Below are 16,657 nucleotides of genomic sequence, written 5' to 3' on the forward strand. Positions count from 1 at the left end.
ATCTGGGCGGATTATACCTTAAGCCTTGGAAATGTTTAGCGTTTCTATTTGTAAGACAATGTATCAGGCTAGTTTTTCGTCTTTAGTGTCCTGAGTTTCGGTTTTCTTGTCTTTAGGCTGCAACAGATGATTTTCGTTATCCATATCACATAATGGCCATACTATACATGCGTATAAATCTTTATGCTCATATCCGCTAGAAAGCTCTTTCGGTTGCTCAACTCCAGTATTAGCCACAGTTGCTGCCAGTATCATCATCGTTAAAGTAGAAGTCTTCATAATGCATTTTCCCTTGTCAGTTGTGTAATCGTTATTGACATTAGAGAAACGCCGAAATTAAGCTCTATGATTTTTATATAAATTAATTATAAAAATTTATTGGCGTTGGCAAAATACCGATATCGATATCAGCCAATTCGTTTTGCAGTATAAAAATGAATTTTTCATCAGGTGTGACACTAAATCGTCCGACAGATAATTCTTCAATTACTGGCTTAATTTGCCTTGTTTTAACGTCATAGTAAAAGAGGCCATAGGTTAGATCACCTATCAGCCGAACGAAGTAAATACCATCCGCTGTTAATTGAAAACGGGTTACGACTTGATTGACCGGTAGCTCAAAATCGACCTCGCGAGGATTCTGCCCTTCCTCCTGTATAAAAAGTTTTTTACTGTTACTATCGCGCCAAAATACAAAGTCACCACCATAAGATTCAAAGTAAAACTCTCTTTCTGCGGCGACCAACTCCCTTTTTTCATGATTGTCAGCGCTAGCTTTCACAATTTGCCAAGCTCCTTGGGTAACCTCAGCGAAATAGATTGCTAGTCCATCTTTGCTCCAAGATGGAGTACCCAAGACACTACCGTTGACGCCCAATACCTCCGAATAACTACCGTCTTCGTTGTAGATACGAATATTTTGATTAAGGTGGACCAAAAGTCGTTTGCCATCCGGAGAAAACATGAGCCCTCTGATCCGTTCTCGGTCTTTAAAGTCCGATAGTTGACGCTGCGAGCCGTCGTGGTATATCAGCCATATTTGCGGTAACCCAGAGCGCCTGGATACTACGGCAAAAGGTCCGTTTGGCTGAGGATTTACCTCAATTAAAGTCTCGTTTCGGTTGGAATTGAAGACTGGTTCATCGTGTGGGACTGGATTCTCTAGTTTGTTTGCTACTTTACGTAGGTTTATTCGCGAATAATTGCCTACAGCTGCAATTACTTTTCCAGATTTGGTGAGTAGAAGTTCATTTGTATTTTCGTCCGTATAAGCAACGATAGTAGAGCTACCGTCAAGGTCTACTTTACTTAGACTATTGGAGGTTGACGGATACAACACAAACTTGTCTGACAAATCCCAATCTACGTTTCCTGGGGATGTATCTGACATTTTCATTAATAGCTTGCTCGCCCTCGACTCAAGATCTAGCGTCCATATTTGAGCATTACCAGCCGCTTCTCGAAGAAAAACTAGTTTATCGCCCTTGTTTGAGAACCGAGCACTGTAGTCACCAAAACTGCTAGCAGGAGGTACAGTGAGTTTTTCGGTTGTTCCAGTGGCAGTGGACAACAAACTTAACGTCATCTGTTTTTCACCGTCACGAATTTCGGCGTAAACAATAGATCGACCATCAGGCGACCAATCTAGCCTTGAAGAAACAGAACTCACGCCGCAACTAGCGAGAAAAGTTTCAGAAAATATTGATAAGTCGTTGCTGTCGAAATGGATTTTTCTTATTTCACAAGTCTCGCTGGCTTTTAATTTTTGATAAGCGATGAACTTCCCATCTGGGCTGAAAGTAGCACCGAAACTACTAAAATCTTCTGTTGTTAACTGTACTCGTTTATTTTTCGATAAATCCTCCAGCATCAGCACAGCAACAGATTCATTTCCAGGTTTGGCATAACTGTATACTAAGTAACGTTCGTCAGGTGATACGCCGTGATAGAATTCGAGCCCGTCCAGGGATGTAAGTGGTTTGTAACGCAGCATTGGAATAGGCATATTCTCCGCAGTAATCGACTCATCTGGAGATAACCACCACGCCGAGGCTCCAATAAAAACTGCGAGTAGTAAAGTCAACGCAGCTGCCATGGGCCACTGACGCTGGCGGGTCGCTCTTGCAGCAACCTGACCTGCAGGTTCTGACTGTTCACCCTCTTCGGCTTGTACTATCTCGGTTACCGGGGCGATAAAACGGTAGCCGCGTTTTGGGATGGTTTCAATGTAGGTTGGTTCACGGGTATCATCACCTAAGGCAACGCGTAGCACCCGGATAACGCGGGTTACACGGCCATCCGATACATCTCGTATACCCCAGACGTCTTGTAGTAACTCGTCTTTAGTGATTAGCTTGCCGGCATTGGCAATAAAGTAGTTGGCAACTTTCTGTGACAGGTTATCCAGCTCAGCGGTGACAGCAATTTTACCCGCTGCATCAAACTGCACCAGTTTGTCCTGCTCGGGTAAATATTGCCAATCGCCAACCTGTAATGGCTTGTCAGGTTTTATGTTCATAAAGTCTGCTAATTGCGGCTAGTCGTCGGTACATTCGGACATTACCGGCATTTCAACTGAAATCGCTGGCAATAACAATACGTTAATACAATTTTGTGGTAGCGGGTAACCGGTTTTACGCGAGAACGCCTGTAAAGAAACCTGTTCAGGCATGGCACGGATCAATGATTCAGCGCCGTAATTGTGATGAAAACCGCTAAATACGCCAAGGGCACCACTCGCGCCGGTTAAGCCTATGGCTTTATTATCATCACGCCCCAGCCAGGCAGTACTCACTAAACGCTGGTCGAAACCGGCAAACCAGCTGTCGCGATAATCACTGGAAGTCCCGGTTTTACCGGCAAAGGTAATATCGGCAAAACTGTTACTCAGTGCCCTGGCGGTGCCGGTTTTCGCCGCTTGCATCAGCGCATACTGCAGCAGGTACACTTCCTGCTCATCATAGCGCCGGGTTAGCTGATGCTGGCGCTGATACAAGGTAAAGCCGGTATGGTCGGTAACCGCCTGTAAAGTGGTAAGCTGCTGATGCATACCATTGTTGGCGATAGTCTGATACAGCTGTGCCACTTCCAGCGGGCTTAACTCCACTGCACCGAGCAGTGCTGCCGGGTGCAGTTTTACCTTGCGGTTTAAACCAAGCTTGCGCAAGCCGTCATTCAGTGCCGGCAATCCCAGCTGCAACCCCAGACGTACGGTGGGTACGTTTAGCGAGTTCGCTAAAGCGTCCAGCAAACTCACTTCACCGCGAAATTGCTTATCAAAATTCTGCGGTTGCCAGTCCTGATCGTTACTGCGCAGCCGAATCGGCTCGTCCTGCAGCCTGCTGGCCAGCGTATAACGGCCTCGCTGTGCCAAGGCTTCTAAGTAAATAACGGGCTTAACAATGCTGCCAATTTGCCGCCTGGCATCCAGCGCACGGTTAAAACCGCCGGCCAGTGCCTCTTTGCCACCTACCAGTGCGATAAGCTCAGCCTGCTGATAATCAGCCACCACCATGGCCGCTTGCAGCTCAGCATCAAGGTTAGACAACTGTTGCTGTACCGCGCGCTCTGCAGCGTGTTGCGCCTGTAGGTCCAAATAGGTAAATACCTTAATACCCTGATGTTGGTATTTGCTGTCGATACTCAGTTGGCGCAGCTCTTTTTTTACTAAATCCAGATAGGCCACCGAGCCGGTGCGCCGGTATTGCTCCCGGGCTATTACCTTAACCGGTTGCTCAACAGCTTGTTGATACTGTTGGCGGCTGAGCAAGTGCTGCTCAAACATTAACCGCAGCACCAGATCGCGCCGCTGCTGCGCCCGCTTGGGGAAACGCCGCGGGTCAAAATAAGACGGGCCTTTTAACAGGCCAATTAATAAGGCGTATTCAGCAGGTTGTAATTCTGAGAGTGGCTTGCCGAAATAAAACCGGCTGCCCAGGCCGACTCCATGCACAGCATTGGCATAATGCTGGCCGACAAAGACTTCGTTTAAGTAGGCTTCAAGAATTTGATCTTTGTTAAAGCGATAATCCAGTACCAATGCGATTAACGCCTCGTTGGCTTTGCGCCACAAAGTACGGTCGCTGCTAAGGAACATGTTTTTAGCCAGCTGCTGCGTTAAGGTAGAGCCGCCCTGCACCGTGCGCCCTGCCACCAGGTTAACCCAAAATGCTCTGAGCACCGACCAGGGGGATACGCCGTGGTGATGATAAAACTCACGATCTTCTACCAACAATAGCGTGTCTTTAAATAGCTCAGGTACCTGTTGCAGTTGCACCAACTCGCGGTCCTCCTGCTGGGCCGCCACCAAGTGCTCAATCAGTTGCGGCTCTAACCTGGCGAAATTCAGCGGCTCTTTTTGCTGGCGCTGCATAATGCGGTTAATGCCGCTGCGATTAAATTCGACACTAAACAGTTGTGCCGGCTCAAAACCATCAATATAGGTAAACGGCCGCCGGTAAATGCTGACATGATTGCGCGATACACTGTACTGGCCGGGCGCATCCAGTTTGGGGTTACGCTGGTATTGTAAATTATCCAGCTGGCTAATCAGCTGCTGTTGGCTGAGTGTTTTACCCGGCACCAACTCCAGGCTACGGGCATAAATTTGTGCCGGCACCTGCCATTTTTGTCCGGCAAATTTCTTGCTGATTTTGCTATCCAGGTACACCAGATAAAACACCAGTACCAGCAATAACACCAATGCCGATTTAACGAAAAACAGCGCAGCATTTTTCAGCCAGCCTTTAATTGATTTTGGCTTAGCTGTGGCTTTGGGGTTAGCCGTGGTTTTTGTCGTTTTACGTTGCCCGGTTTTACTGCTCATTTCGCCATCGCTTTTTTGGTTTTGGTGGTCGGTACTGCTGCGGCCGGATTGTCCGGCCAATAATGTTTCGGGTAACGGCCGCGCATCTCTTTGCGTACCTCAACCCAGGCATTCTGCCAGAAACTGGCCAGATTTTGTGTTACCTGCAGTGGCTGTCGCGATGGCGACAGCAGTTCAACCGTCACCGCCAGTTGGCCCTGTAGCACGGTGGGCGAGCTCATCTGGCCATACATTTCCTGAACCCGCACTGAAATACGCGGCCCACCGTCGCCAGCATAATCTATTGGCAGCTTTGAACCGGTAGGTGCCTGCCAGTGCGTTGGCAATAACTGCTGCAGCTGTTGCTGCTGCGGGTAACTCAGCCGCTGTAGTAAGGCGTCATACAGCGGCAGCTGCGCTAGCGCAGCACTTTTGCTGATATTACCAAGATAAGGCCCAAGCCAGCTATCCAGCTCACTAAGCAAAGCATCATCGCTAAAGTCTGGCCAGTTGGCCTGCGGTTGCAACTGCGCCAGCAGCTGCATACGCCGGCACAGCTGGCTGGCAGCATCCGTCCACGGTAGGCAATCTAGTCCTTTGGTTGCAATATAACGCTGCCAAGCCTGCTGCTTTTGTTCAGCACTCAGTGCCAGTGCGACTGGCTTAGCGTTTAACACCAACTGGCCAAAATGTAGCTGCTGCTCAGTGTAAAAACTGCCGCTGTTGTCATCCCATAAGGTCAGTGTTTGCCAGGTGAGTTCATGCTGCCAATCACTTAGCACATCAGTGAGGCCAATAGGCAAAGCATGGTAAATACGGTTTTCGCGGCCAATTTGCTGTACATGTAGCGCCACTAACAGTGGCTGGCCGCTGAGTGCGTGCTCTGGCGCCAGCACAGCACCACTGCCGTTCGCAAGCTGGTAACCCTGACCACGCTGACGTGCCAGCCTGTCAGGATAAGCCCTAAGTGCCAGCACGGCGCTAAGCTGCAGCGGAAGCTGTGCTGTCAGCTTGCAACCAAGTAAACCGGCAAAACGCTGTGCTTGCTGCCACTGCAGCGGCAGGCTGTGTTTCACCCGGCCCAATAGCTGTTCAATATCGCCCTGCAGTACCCGGCTATCTTCCAGCACGGCGGCCAGTATACAGGCCAGCGCCATAGCGCCGGTGTTGCCTTGCTGCTCTAACAGCCTTGCATGCAGTAGCATGGCTGCCAGCCTTGGCTCAGTGCCCAGTTGATGGGCCTGCCGGCCCAGCGCTGTGATATTGCCTTTAATGTCCAGTAGTTGCAGTTGCTGCAGCAATTGCTCTGCTACCGCCAGATGCGCAGCAGGCGGTGGGGTAAGCCAAGCCAGTTCGTCAACCTGGCAGCCCCAGGCGGCCACTTCTAAACGCAGTGCGGTTAAATCAGCCACAGCAATTTCCGGCGCGGTAAAACGCTCACGCCGCTGCCACTTTTCACTGCTGTCTAACCGGTAACAATGCCCCGGCGCCAAACGGCCAGCCCGGCCTGCACGCTGAATAGCCGCTGCCTGACTAACCGCCGCAGTTTCAAGCACGCTGATACCATGGCGCGGATAAAACCGGCTTTGCCGGCACAGACCGCTGTCAATCACTACGGTTATGCCTTCAATGGTTAAGCTGGTTTCTGCCAGGTTGGTCGACAGCACCACTTTGCGCTGGCCTTCAGGCGGCGGGGCTATAGCAGCTTGTTGCTGTTGCAGTGTTAAGCTGCCAAGCAAGCGGTGTAATTGCACCTGTGGCGGCAAGCCTTGCTGCTCTAGTAACTGTGCTGTCTGGTTTATTTCAGCCTGCCCGGGCAAAAACACCAGTATATTGCCGGCATGTTTAGCTAAGGCTTGTTGCACCGCGCTGGCGATTTGCACCACCAACGGCCGCTGATCCGGCAGCAGATACTCAACCGTGACCGGATAGCTGCGCCCCTCACTTTGTAATACCGGTGCTTCAAGTGCAGTAGCCAGCTCAGCGGTGTCCAGCGTGGCTGACATAATCAGCAGTTTAAGATCTGGCCTTAACTGCTGCACTTCCAAACACAGCGCCAGCGCCAGATCGGCATGTAACGAGCGCTCGTGAAACTCATCAAATAGCAGCAGGTCAACCCCGCTAAGTTCAGGGTCTTGCTGCAGCTTTCGCGTCAGTACGCCTTCGGTAACGATCAGTAAACGGGTGTGACTGCTGCGCCTTTGCTCCTGGCGGATCTGATAGCCAACGGTGACACCCACCTCCTCACCCAACTGGCTGGCCAGATACGCTGCGATGCTTTTAGCCGCCAGGCGGCGCGGCTCGAGCATCAGCAGGGTTTTACCGGCAAAATCAGCATGCTTGAGTAAATAAAGCGGCAGATAGGTTGATTTACCGGCACCAGGCGGTGCCGACAGCACCACCCGGTTATGCCGGGCAAGCAGTTCGGTTAACTGCGGCAGAACATCAGCAACAGGTAACACTATTTACCCCGGTAACGTAACACAGAACCAATTGCCGTTAACCCAGCTCAGCCAGTAAGGTATGGCAAATACTGCGAATACCCTGGCCGGTTGCGCCGGCCGCCCAGTAGGCGTTGTTGCTATTATTAAAGGCTGCAGCCAGATCAAAGTGCAGCCAGCCCTGGCCGTCGTTTGGCACAAAGCGGCTTAAAAAGCCAGCTGCGTTGCTGGCGCCACCGGCACCGCCGCCTTTAACCGGCCGGCTGTTGGCCGTATCGGCATAAGCCGACGGACACTGCTGCTGATGCCACAGCTCCAGCGGTAATTGCCAGGTTAGCTCCTGCACCTGTGCTGCATAGCCCAGGGTGCGCTGTGCCAGCGCTTTATCCAGCGCAAACAGGGCGTTGTATTCGCCGCCTACCGCCGTCATCGCTGCACCGGTTAGGGTTGCGGCATCAATAATCAGGCCAGCGCCCGATTCGCCGGCACACATTAAGCCATCGGCCAGCACTAAACGCCCTTCAGCGTCGGTGTTAACAATCTCCACCGTGGTGCCGTTTTTATAGCGGATAATATCGCCCAGCTTGTAAGCATTACCACTGATCAGGTTTTCGGCGCAGCACAAAATCAGCTGTACGCGTTTATTCAACCCCTGCAATATCGCCAACCCAAGTGCTGCCGTTACCGTAGCGGCGCCGCCCATATCACATTTCATTGTTAACATGCTTTCGGTGGCTTTAATCGAATAGCCGCCGCTGTCAAAAGTAATGCCTTTACCCACCAGCGCCGCCGACACCGGTGCGTCAGCGTTGCCGGTTGGGTTGTAATCCAGCACCAGCATGGCAGGTTTTCTGATACTGCCGCGGCCCACAGCGTGCAAACCGTTCCAGCCGGCATCCAACAACTGCTGATCGAGCAGGATCTGGCTTTTTACTGTGCCTTTGGCGGCAATGCTGCTGATAAAATCTACTGCCTGCTGTGCTAATTGCTCTGGGTACAGTTCATCCGGTGTCTGGTTAGTGAGCTGCTTGGCAAAGCTAAAGCACTGCTGCAAATGTGCCAGATGGACCTGAGTGGCTTGGTCACCACAAAATTGCACGCCGCCATGACGTTTGGCATTACAAAAGCCCTGATAAAACGCCCATTGCAGCTCCAGTGTCCAGTTATCACCTGTCAGTGTTACTTCGCTAATACCCAGCGCATCAAGGCTGCGCGCCGCTTTTTGCACACTGCGTAACGGGTCTTGTTCATTGATACAGAGCACAAATCCCGAGGTGTTGGGGATTACGCTAGCCTTGCCCCACTTTGCCTCTGGCGCACTAAACTGAAGCTGGATTTGGATCAGATCTGCCATCTGTTTTCCTTATTCTCGTTAATACCGAAAAGTGGCAGCCAGTGTACCACAAGCACCTGCCGGCACCACTGTACACGGCACATACAATGCCACCTGCAAAGCTGTTGTTTAAATAAGATGACGGCCAGCACAGCAATCTGTATACTTCCGCGTCTTTTTAAATCTGATTGCGATGCCAGCGATATTCTGCTATCTATAGCCGCCATATTTTTTGCTTGGCATTATACAGGAGATGATTATGCCAGAGGGCAATACTACCAAAACGCTGGGCTTACTGGCCCTTGCAGGCGTAGCGCCATATCAGGAAGCTGTCGGGGAAGAATATATGAACCCGAAGCAACTGGAACATTTCCGCCGCATACTGGATGCCTGGCGCCAGCAATTACGCGAAGAAGTTGACCGTACCAAAAACCATATGGCCGACGAAGCGGCGAACTTCCCGGATCCGGTAGACCGTGCTGCTCAGGAAGAAGAGTTCAGCTTAGAGCTGCGCGCCCGGGATCGTGAGCGTAAGCTACTGAAAAAAATTGAAAAAACACTGCAAAAAATTGAAGATGAAGACTTCGGTTATTGCGACACCTGCGGTATTGAAATTGGTATCAAGCGCTTAGAAGCCCGTCCTACGGCAGATATGTGTATCGATTGCAAAACCTTAGCAGAGATCAAGGAAAAGCAACTCGGCGGCTAACATGGCCGGTTCCCCTGCTTATATCGGCCGGTTTGCACCCTCGCCTTCCGGCCCGCTTCATTTCGGCTCCCTGATTGCTGCTGTCGGCAGCTACCTGCAAGCAAAAAGTCAGCACGGCAAATGGTTGGTGCGCATGGAAGATATTGACACACCGCGTATGGTGGCCGGTATCGACAGCGACATTTTGCGCACACTGGAGCAATTCGGCCTGCACTGGGACGACAGCGTGCTGTATCAAAGCCAGCGCCTGGCGCGTTACCAGCATGTTTTTAATCAGCTACAGCAACAGAAATCAGTTTATGGCTGTCAGTGCAGCCGCAAGCAAATCAGTGAAATGGGCGGCCTGTATAATAGCCATTGCGCTACGCTGGAGCTTACCCAGCCACCGCTAGCCTGGCGTTTACGCAGCCAGGGCGTTAGCTGCCACTTTACCGATCTGGTTTTTGGCCAGCAGCAGATTGACATAGCGCTGGCGAAGGAAGACTACATTATTAAACGCCGTGATGGTTTGTTTGCTTATCAGCTGGTGGTAGTGGTGGACGATATTGACCAGGGCATTACGGAGGTTATTCGCGGCGCCGATTTACTGCAAATGACCCCGCGGCAGCAGGCACTGTGCCGCTTGCTGGGCCAGCAGCCACCCCGTTATGGCCATTTACCGCTGGCAGTGGCCAAGCCCGGTTTTAAATTAAGCAAACAAAATCACGCTGCAGCCATTAGCCAATGGCCGGCCAATCAGGTAATGGCCAAAGTGTTAGCCTTTTTAGGCCAGCCGCTGCCGACAGAGCTGCAGCAGGCAGAAGTAGCAGAGCAACTTAGCTGGGCGATTGCACACTGGCAGTTAGGCGCAATTCCACGTCAGTTGGAAATACCCGGCACAGAATTTGTCTAACCCGGCGCGCCTGCGTTCTTTTTTTTGCGCAGCTGCGGTATTATTAGCCGGTTTTTTTAAACGGCCGCCAGTGGCGGTATCGTGCAGGAGATGGATCATTATTTCTCGAGTGTTAGATTTTTTGCGCCGCAGCGTAGGCGCAACAAAAAAGCCCGCTAAAAGCAAGTCTCAGGCGGGCAAAACAGCTTCGGACAAAGCGTCTACGCAAAGAGCTCAGCCAGAGCGCGATAAAGCCTCAGGCCACAGAGCAGCGCGGCCTAAGCCTGCCGCCAGTTTACTGCCAGCAGTGCAGCGCTTAAGCCGTGACCAGCACAGTATTTCCCGCAAAGACATCAGCCCCAATGCGCTTAAAGTGCTGTATCGGCTCAATGATGCTGGCTTTGATGCCTATTTAGTTGGCGGCTGTATCCGCGATTTACTGCTGGGTTTAAAACCAAAAGATTTTGATGTAGTGACCAACGCTGAACCAGAGCAGATAAAGCAGGTATTTCGTAACTGCCGTTTAATCGGCCGGCGTTTTCGCTTAGCCCACGTGGTATTTGGCCGTGAAGTGATAGAAGTGGCGACCTTTCGCGGCCACCACAGCGGCAGCGATGACGATGAAGACACTGCACCCAAGGCCAAAACCGCAAGCGCCAGCGAGCAGGGCCAGATTTTACGCGACAATGTGTACGGCACTATCGAAGAAGACGCCGAGCGGCGCGACTTCACCATTAATGCACTGTATTACTCGGTGAGTGATTTTTCCGTTTACGATTTTGCCAACGGCCTGCAGTCAATTGCCGAGCGCAAAATTGAACTGATTGGCGATCCAGAAACGCGTTACCGCGAAGATCCGGTGCGCATTTTGCGCGCGATCCGCTTTGCCACCAAACTGAATATGCAAATCGCGCCCGCTACTGCTGCACCTATTACGGAGCTGGCGGTGTTGCTGAAAAACATTCCGGCACCGCGGCTATTTGACGAGCTGGTAAAACTATTACTGGCCGGTAAAGCCTTCGACAATTTTATGCTAATGCGCGATACCCGCGTCTTAAAGCAATTGCTGCCGCAGTTGGATAAGCTGTTAAAACAAGAGCCCGAAGGTAAAGCCTTTTTATTAGCAACCAAAGCGCTGCAAGACACAGACTCTAGAGTCGATGCCGATAAACCGGTGACACCGGCCTTTATCTTCGCAGCCCTGCTGTGGTACCCGGTAGAGCGGCGTAGCCAGGCGTTAGTGATTGACGGCTTAAGCGAAATTGATGCAATGAATATCGCCATGACCGAAGTGCTGGACGATGTGCAGCGCACTATTGCTATACCTAAACGCTTTACGCTGTCGATGCGCGATATCTGGGCACTGCAAAGCCGCTTAACCAAACGTGCAGGCCGCCGCGCCTTCAAACTGCTGGAGCAACCTAAGTTTCGCGGCGCCTTCGACTTTTTGCAGCTACGCGCCCAGGCTGAAGGCGGCGAGCTGACCGAGTTGGCACTATGGTGGGAGCGCTTCCAGTTTGCTGACGAAGCTGGCCGCCTGCAGCTGATTAACCAGCTGGGTAAAGACGGTATCGACAAAGGCCCGCGCCGGCGGCGCAACTACAAACGTAAGCGCACAGCCGAATAATGGTAACGGTACGTTGTTATATTGGCCTGGGCGCAAACCTGGCCAACCCGGTACAGCAGCTTGAGTTGGCAATAGCTGCTTTACGTCAGGTGCCGCACAGCCACTTAGTGGCGGTCTCATCTTTATACGGCTCTAAACCGATGGGGCCACAAGATCAGCCTGATTACGTTAACGCCGTTGCCGCGCTTGACACCTCACTGCTACCCGAGCAGCTGCTAGATGCACTGCAAAACATAGAGCAAAGCCAGGGCCGGCAGCGTAAAGCTGAGCGCTGGGGCCCTCGCACGCTGGATTTGGATATCCTGCTGTATGGCGGGCAGATCATCAACACAGAGCGGCTGACCGTGCCACACTATGGCCTGAAGCAGCGTGAATTTGTATTGTACCCATTGGCAGAAATTGCCGCTGAATTACAGCTACCTGATGGCACTGTACTATCCTCTTTACTTGAGCAGGTAGCGCTTAACGGCCTGCAAAAGCTTCACAGCAGTTGCAGCTGATGGCACTTTGTGCGATCTTGCGCCTCCTGCGTTAAATGGTCGGATGAGATTATTATGGCTAAGATCACCACTGCCGTATTACAGAAAATGAAACAGCAAGGCGACAAGATCAGCATGCTGACTGCCTACGACGCCAGCTTTGCCAAGTTGTTTGCCGAGCAAGGCGTCGAGGTGCTGTTAATTGGCGACTCATTGGGCATGGTGCTGCAAGGTCACAGCGATACGCTGCCGGTTACCATTAACGACATTGCCTACCATACCCGCGCCGTGCGCGCCGGTGCACCGGATGCTTTTGTTATCGCCGATATGCCCTTTATGAGCTACGGCACGCTGGAGCAGGCGCTGCAAAGCGTGGTACCGCTGATGCAAGCCGGTGCCAACATGGTCAAACTAGAAGGCGGCGACTTTTTGCTGCCCACCGTAAAAGCGCTAACAGAGCGCGGTGTGCCGGTATGTGGCCATTTAGGGTTAACACCACAGTCGGTGCATATTTTTGGTGGCTATAAAGTGCAGGGTAAAACCGATGCCGCCGCTGACGCTATGGTTGCGCAAGCCAAAGCCTTGCAGGATGCCGGCGCGCAGCTACTGGTGCTGGAATGCATTCCAACAGCCTTGGCTAAACGCATTACCGACGCGCTGACGATTCCGGTTATTGGCATAGGCGCCGGTAATGTGACCGACGGCCAGGTACTGGTAATGCACGATTTACTCGGTATTAGCAGCGGCTATATTCCGAAGTTTTCCAAAAACTATCTGGCACAAACCGGCGAGATAAGAAGCGCGATAGCCGCCTATGTCAGCGAAGTAAAAAGCCAGACCTTCCCGACCGATCAGCACAGTTTTTAAAGCAGATGAACATTATTACTACTGTTGAGGCGCTGCGGGCACAAATTGCTGCCTGGCGCAAAAAGGGCGAAACCATCGCCTTTGTGCCCACTATGGGCAATTTACATAACGGCCATTTAACGCTGGTCGACGTGGCGAAAAGCCGCGCCGATAGAGTGATAGTCAGCATCTTTGTTAACCCGATGCAATTTGGCAAGAACGAAGATTTAGACAAATATCCGCGCACCTTAGAAGCTGACTGTGCAGGCTTAAGCGCGCACCACGCCGATGCGGTGTTTACCCCAACACCACAACTGATGTACCCGCGCGGGCTGGATGTGCAAACCTATGTTGAAGTACCGCTGCTGGGCGATTTGCACTGCGGTGCCAGCCGGGCTGGTCATTTCCGTGGTGTCTCTACCATCGTCTGCAAGCTGTTTAACCTGGTGCAGCCCGATATCGCCTGCTTTGGCATGAAAGACTATCAACAGCTGGCCATTATCCGCCAGATGGTGATTGATTTATCTATGCCGATTGAGATTATTGGTGTACCAACAGAGCGCGCTGCCGATGGCCTGGCGCTTAGCTCGCGCAATGGTTATTTAACCAAGGAGCAGCGTGCCACTGCGCCCAAGCTGTATCAGCTGCTACAGCAACTCAAACAGCTTATTGAGGCGGGCAATCACGACTATCGCGCGCTGGAGTTTCAGACCAAAGCACAGCTAAGCGCTGCCGGCTTTGAACCTGATTACGTAAATATCAGCCATCAGCACAGCCTGGCGCTTGCCACTGCAGAAACCGAACCAAAGGTTATTCTAGCCGCAGCCCGCCTGGGCAGCACCCGGCTAATTGATAATCTGGAGCTGTAAGCCGCTTACCCCGTGTTTTTAATGCAACAAGACCAATAAGCCGCTGTGATGCTATGCCACGCAGCGGCTTTTGCTTTTATGCGTCACTTATTCTCAGCGCCGGAAAGATTTTTGCTAATACCCGGGTCTTGGTGAACCAGAAAGGTGTTTTTGATCTATCCTCAACTGCTTCTTAACCTGACAATGAGTATTTTATGAAGAAACCAGGCGCTCTGGCGCTGCCCATTACGCTGGCACTGCTGATGTTATCAGCCGACAATGCAGCCGCCGACACCCCGCCCAAAGTAAGTGCACAGCAGTTTGTCGATTTGCAACAGGGCAACAGCCTGTTTGCCGGTTTTCGCCGCGCTCATGCCAAAGGCCTGTGCGTAAGCGGCGAGTTCAGATCAAACGGCGAGCTGGCGCCCTACAGCAGCGCCAGCCTGTTTAACAGTGGCGTTACGCCCTTTGTTGGCCGCTTGTCTATTGCCGGCAATAACCCCACTGCACCAGATCTAAAAGCGCCTGTACGCAGCCTGGCGCTAAGTTTTAGCTTAAGCCGTACCGAGCAATGGCGCCTGGCCATGAACACCCCGCCGGTGATGGCCGTGGCAGACCCGCACACGTTTTACCAGCAAATACAGGCGATCCAGGCTGGCCCAGAAGCCATTAGGCAATTTTTTGCTGCACACCCAGAAAGTAGCGAGTTTCGTACCTGGGCCGCCCAGTACAAGCCCAGCGGCAGCTTTGCCGGCGAAACCTATCATAGCATCAATGCGTTTTATCTGATTAACAGCGATGGCCAGCAGCAAGCGGTGCGCTGGGCACTGATGCCCACCGTTACCGCGGACACGATGGCTTTTGACGGTGACGATGCATTGCAACAGGAAATCAGCGCCCGTATAACAGAGGGGCCAGTGGTGTTTGACTGGGTGTTTACCCTGGCCGATGCCAGCGACGATGAAACTAACCCTACTAAAGCCTGGCCAGCAAGCCGCAGGCAAGTTAACGCCGGGCAAATCGTGCTTACCGGCACAGCAGCACAACTTGAAGGTAACTGCCATGCCATTAACTTTGACCCGCTGGTGCTGCCAAGCGGCATTAAAGCTACCGCCGACCCCATTTTACGCGCACGCTCGGGCGCCTATGCCGAATCCTACCGGCGTCGGGCAAAAGAGCAGTTTCAGGGCGCGTTAAAGGAGACAAGCCATGACTAAGCCAACACGCTTTTCGTTATCTATGCGGCTGTTTCACTGGAGTATGGCGGCGCTGATGCTGGCCATGCTAACTGCAGGGCTTCTGATGGTGAAGTCGCTGGATCCATGGCAGCTAACCGTGTTGAGCCTGCATAAAGCCTTTGGCCTGCTGGCTCTGGTGCTGGTGAGCTTAAGGCTGGTCAACCGCTTGCGCCATCAGCTACCTGAATTGCCCGACAACTTACCTGCAATACAAAAAGCCATCGCCAGGGCGTCACATTATTTGCTGTACGGCCTGATGTTTGCCATGCCACTGTCCGGTTATGCCATGCAGTACTTTGCCGGCCGGCCAGTTGAGGTATTTGGCTGGTTTCGCCTGCCGGCTGCACTGGAAGTTAATATCGGCCTGTACTCACTCTTTCGCGAGATGCACGGCATCCTGGCATTAGCGCTGGTAGCGTTAATTATGCTGCATATTGCCGGCGCGCTGCATCACCACGTTATCCGCAAAGACCGGGTACTTAAATCTATGTTGTAACACCCTTCAGCGCCGGGCATAACGCCCGGTCTGCATTTTAGACTGCCCTAAACTTAGCCGCGTCGATAATGGCCCACAGATGCACAATGGCAGCGATAATGAACGGGAATACCAGCCAAAACAGTGCATAACCGGTAGCACAAACCAAAAAGAATATAATCGCTGCCAAAATACGGCCTTGTACCAACTGGCCCAAACCGGGGAAAAACACATTACATAGCGCAGCGATAACATTACCGCCGGAACCCTGACCTGACATCCTACTCTCCTGTTATTGTTTTAAGGTGGCGACAAATTGCTCTGACTGGGCAATCGCCTGGTTCATTTCTTTGATCAGCCGGTTAATATCACGCTGAATACTGTCAAATTCGCCCTGCAGCGCGCCAATGGCTTTGGCATTTAAATTATGTTTTAAATACAGGCTATTATCCTTTAGCGATGCCAGTACCGGCTGCATACTTTGCTCAGCGCGGCGCATGGTTTTTAGCAGGCTGGCGTATTGTTTGCGCGTGTTGGCCAGTTTGCGGGCACTGTCTTGTTTTAACTTGGCGTTGCTGTATTGCTCCAGCTCATCCTGCCACTCGTCAAACAGCGCATCCGCTACGCTTTCAATGCTGTTAATGCGGGAGCTAACGTCCTCTGCCGCCTTGTTGCACGCCTGATACTCGCTGTCGGTGGCCTCGTACATGCGCTGTAAATCGCCGCCATCAAAATTAATCAGGCTGCTAAATTGCTCCAGCGCTGATTTAAACTGCTGCTGTGCCTCTTGCTGTGATTGCTGGGCTTCCTCAACCCGGTCTACCAGAATATCGCGCTTATGCACGCCCACTTTTTCCATCGCAGAATAATACGCACTTTGGCAAGCGGTGAGGCTTAAAAATAGGGGTAACAGCAGGGTTAAATAGCGCATAATTTCAATCCGTTGCTTTAACATTATCGGCTGATAATAGCCGCTTAAATCGGAC

The 16,657-nt window shown here is 51.9% G+C and carries 15 protein-coding genes; 8 read left to right on the plus strand and 7 right to left on the minus strand.

Annotated elements, in window-relative coordinates:
* Positions 1 to 63 precede the first annotated feature (63 nt).
* From ABGI61_RS03310 to pepB, 5 genes are all read right to left on the minus strand, one after another.
* Positions 64 to 279 carry a hypothetical protein gene (locus tag ABGI61_RS03310; protein WP_347596848.1) on the minus strand — a complete coding sequence of 72 codons (216 nt, stop codon included), beginning with the start codon at positions 277 to 279 and terminating at the stop codon, positions 64 to 66.
* Positions 280 to 361: 82 nt separating this feature from the next.
* Positions 362 to 2,518, minus strand: a complete 2,157-nt coding sequence (locus tag ABGI61_RS03315) for a winged helix-turn-helix domain-containing protein (protein ID WP_347596851.1) — start codon at positions 2,516 to 2,518, stop codon at positions 362 to 364.
* Between the two features lie 18 nt (positions 2,519 to 2,536).
* Complete coding sequence (gene mrcB, locus ABGI61_RS03320; RefSeq protein WP_347596854.1) at positions 2,537 to 4,825, minus strand: penicillin-binding protein 1B; 2,289 nt, start codon at positions 4,823 to 4,825, stop codon at positions 2,537 to 2,539.
* Positions 4,822 to 7,266 (minus strand): ATP-dependent helicase HrpB, encoded by a 2,445-nt coding sequence (gene hrpB, locus ABGI61_RS03325; protein WP_347596857.1) that lies wholly within the window; start codon positions 7,264 to 7,266, stop codon positions 4,822 to 4,824. The genes mrcB and hrpB overlap by 4 nt, the downstream gene beginning before the upstream one ends.
* A 37-nt stretch (positions 7,267 to 7,303) precedes the next feature.
* Complete coding sequence (gene pepB, locus ABGI61_RS03330; protein ID WP_347596859.1) at positions 7,304 to 8,599, minus strand: aminopeptidase PepB; 1,296 nt, start codon at positions 8,597 to 8,599, stop codon at positions 7,304 to 7,306.
* Positions 8,600 to 8,837: 238 nt separating this feature from the next.
* Here pepB and dksA point away from each other — a divergent pair, with 238 nt between their 5' ends.
* The 8 genes from dksA (at position 8,838) to ABGI61_RS03370 (ending at position 15,692) form a co-directional block, all read left to right on the plus strand.
* Complete coding sequence (dksA, locus tag ABGI61_RS03335) at positions 8,838 to 9,287, plus strand: RNA polymerase-binding protein DksA (RefSeq protein ID WP_008217905.1); 450 nt, start codon at positions 8,838 to 8,840, stop codon at positions 9,285 to 9,287.
* 1 nt (position 9,288) lies between these two features.
* A complete protein-coding gene (gluQRS, locus tag ABGI61_RS03340) occupies positions 9,289 to 10,179 on the plus strand; it encodes a tRNA glutamyl-Q(34) synthetase GluQRS (protein ID WP_347596862.1) in 891 nt (296 codons plus the stop codon).
* 109 nt (positions 10,180 to 10,288) lie between these two features.
* Positions 10,289 to 11,785, plus strand: coding sequence for a polynucleotide adenylyltransferase PcnB (pcnB, locus tag ABGI61_RS03345; protein ID WP_347596865.1), 1,497 nt, complete (start codon positions 10,289 to 10,291; stop codon positions 11,783 to 11,785).
* Positions 11,785 to 12,285, plus strand: a complete 501-nt coding sequence (folK, locus tag ABGI61_RS03350; protein ID WP_347596868.1) for a 2-amino-4-hydroxy-6-hydroxymethyldihydropteridine diphosphokinase — start codon at positions 11,785 to 11,787, stop codon at positions 12,283 to 12,285. The genes pcnB and folK overlap by 1 nt, the downstream gene beginning before the upstream one ends.
* Positions 12,286 to 12,339: 54 nt before the next feature.
* A complete protein-coding gene (gene panB, locus ABGI61_RS03355) occupies positions 12,340 to 13,131 on the plus strand; it encodes a 3-methyl-2-oxobutanoate hydroxymethyltransferase (protein ID WP_347596871.1) in 792 nt (263 codons plus the stop codon).
* A gap of 5 nt (positions 13,132 to 13,136) precedes the next feature.
* Complete coding sequence (panC, locus tag ABGI61_RS03360; protein WP_347596874.1) at positions 13,137 to 13,979, plus strand: pantoate--beta-alanine ligase; 843 nt, start codon at positions 13,137 to 13,139, stop codon at positions 13,977 to 13,979.
* Between the two features lie 194 nt (positions 13,980 to 14,173).
* Positions 14,174 to 15,175 (plus strand): catalase family peroxidase, encoded by a 1,002-nt coding sequence (locus ABGI61_RS03365; protein ID WP_347596877.1) that lies wholly within the window; start codon positions 14,174 to 14,176, stop codon positions 15,173 to 15,175.
* Positions 15,168 to 15,692, plus strand: a complete 525-nt coding sequence (locus tag ABGI61_RS03370) for a cytochrome b (protein ID WP_347596880.1) — start codon at positions 15,168 to 15,170, stop codon at positions 15,690 to 15,692. The genes ABGI61_RS03365 and ABGI61_RS03370 overlap by 8 nt, the downstream gene beginning before the upstream one ends.
* Positions 15,693 to 15,729: 37 nt before the next feature.
* Here the strand turns inward: ABGI61_RS03370 and ABGI61_RS03375 are convergent, their stop codons facing one another.
* Together ABGI61_RS03375 and ABGI61_RS03380 are read right to left on the minus strand one after the other, a co-directional pair.
* Positions 15,730 to 15,951, minus strand: a complete 222-nt coding sequence (locus ABGI61_RS03375) for a hypothetical protein (RefSeq protein ID WP_347596883.1) — start codon at positions 15,949 to 15,951, stop codon at positions 15,730 to 15,732.
* Positions 15,952 to 15,963: 12 nt separating this feature from the next.
* Positions 15,964 to 16,602 carry a DUF2959 domain-containing protein gene (locus tag ABGI61_RS03380; protein ID WP_347596886.1) on the minus strand — a complete coding sequence of 213 codons (639 nt, stop codon included), beginning with the start codon at positions 16,600 to 16,602 and terminating at the stop codon, positions 15,964 to 15,966.
* Positions 16,603 to 16,657 lie beyond the last annotated feature (55 nt).

It is taken from the genome of Rheinheimera fenheensis (assembly GCF_039871805.1).
GTDB lineage: Bacteria > Pseudomonadota > Gammaproteobacteria > Enterobacterales > Alteromonadaceae > Alishewanella > Alishewanella fenheensis.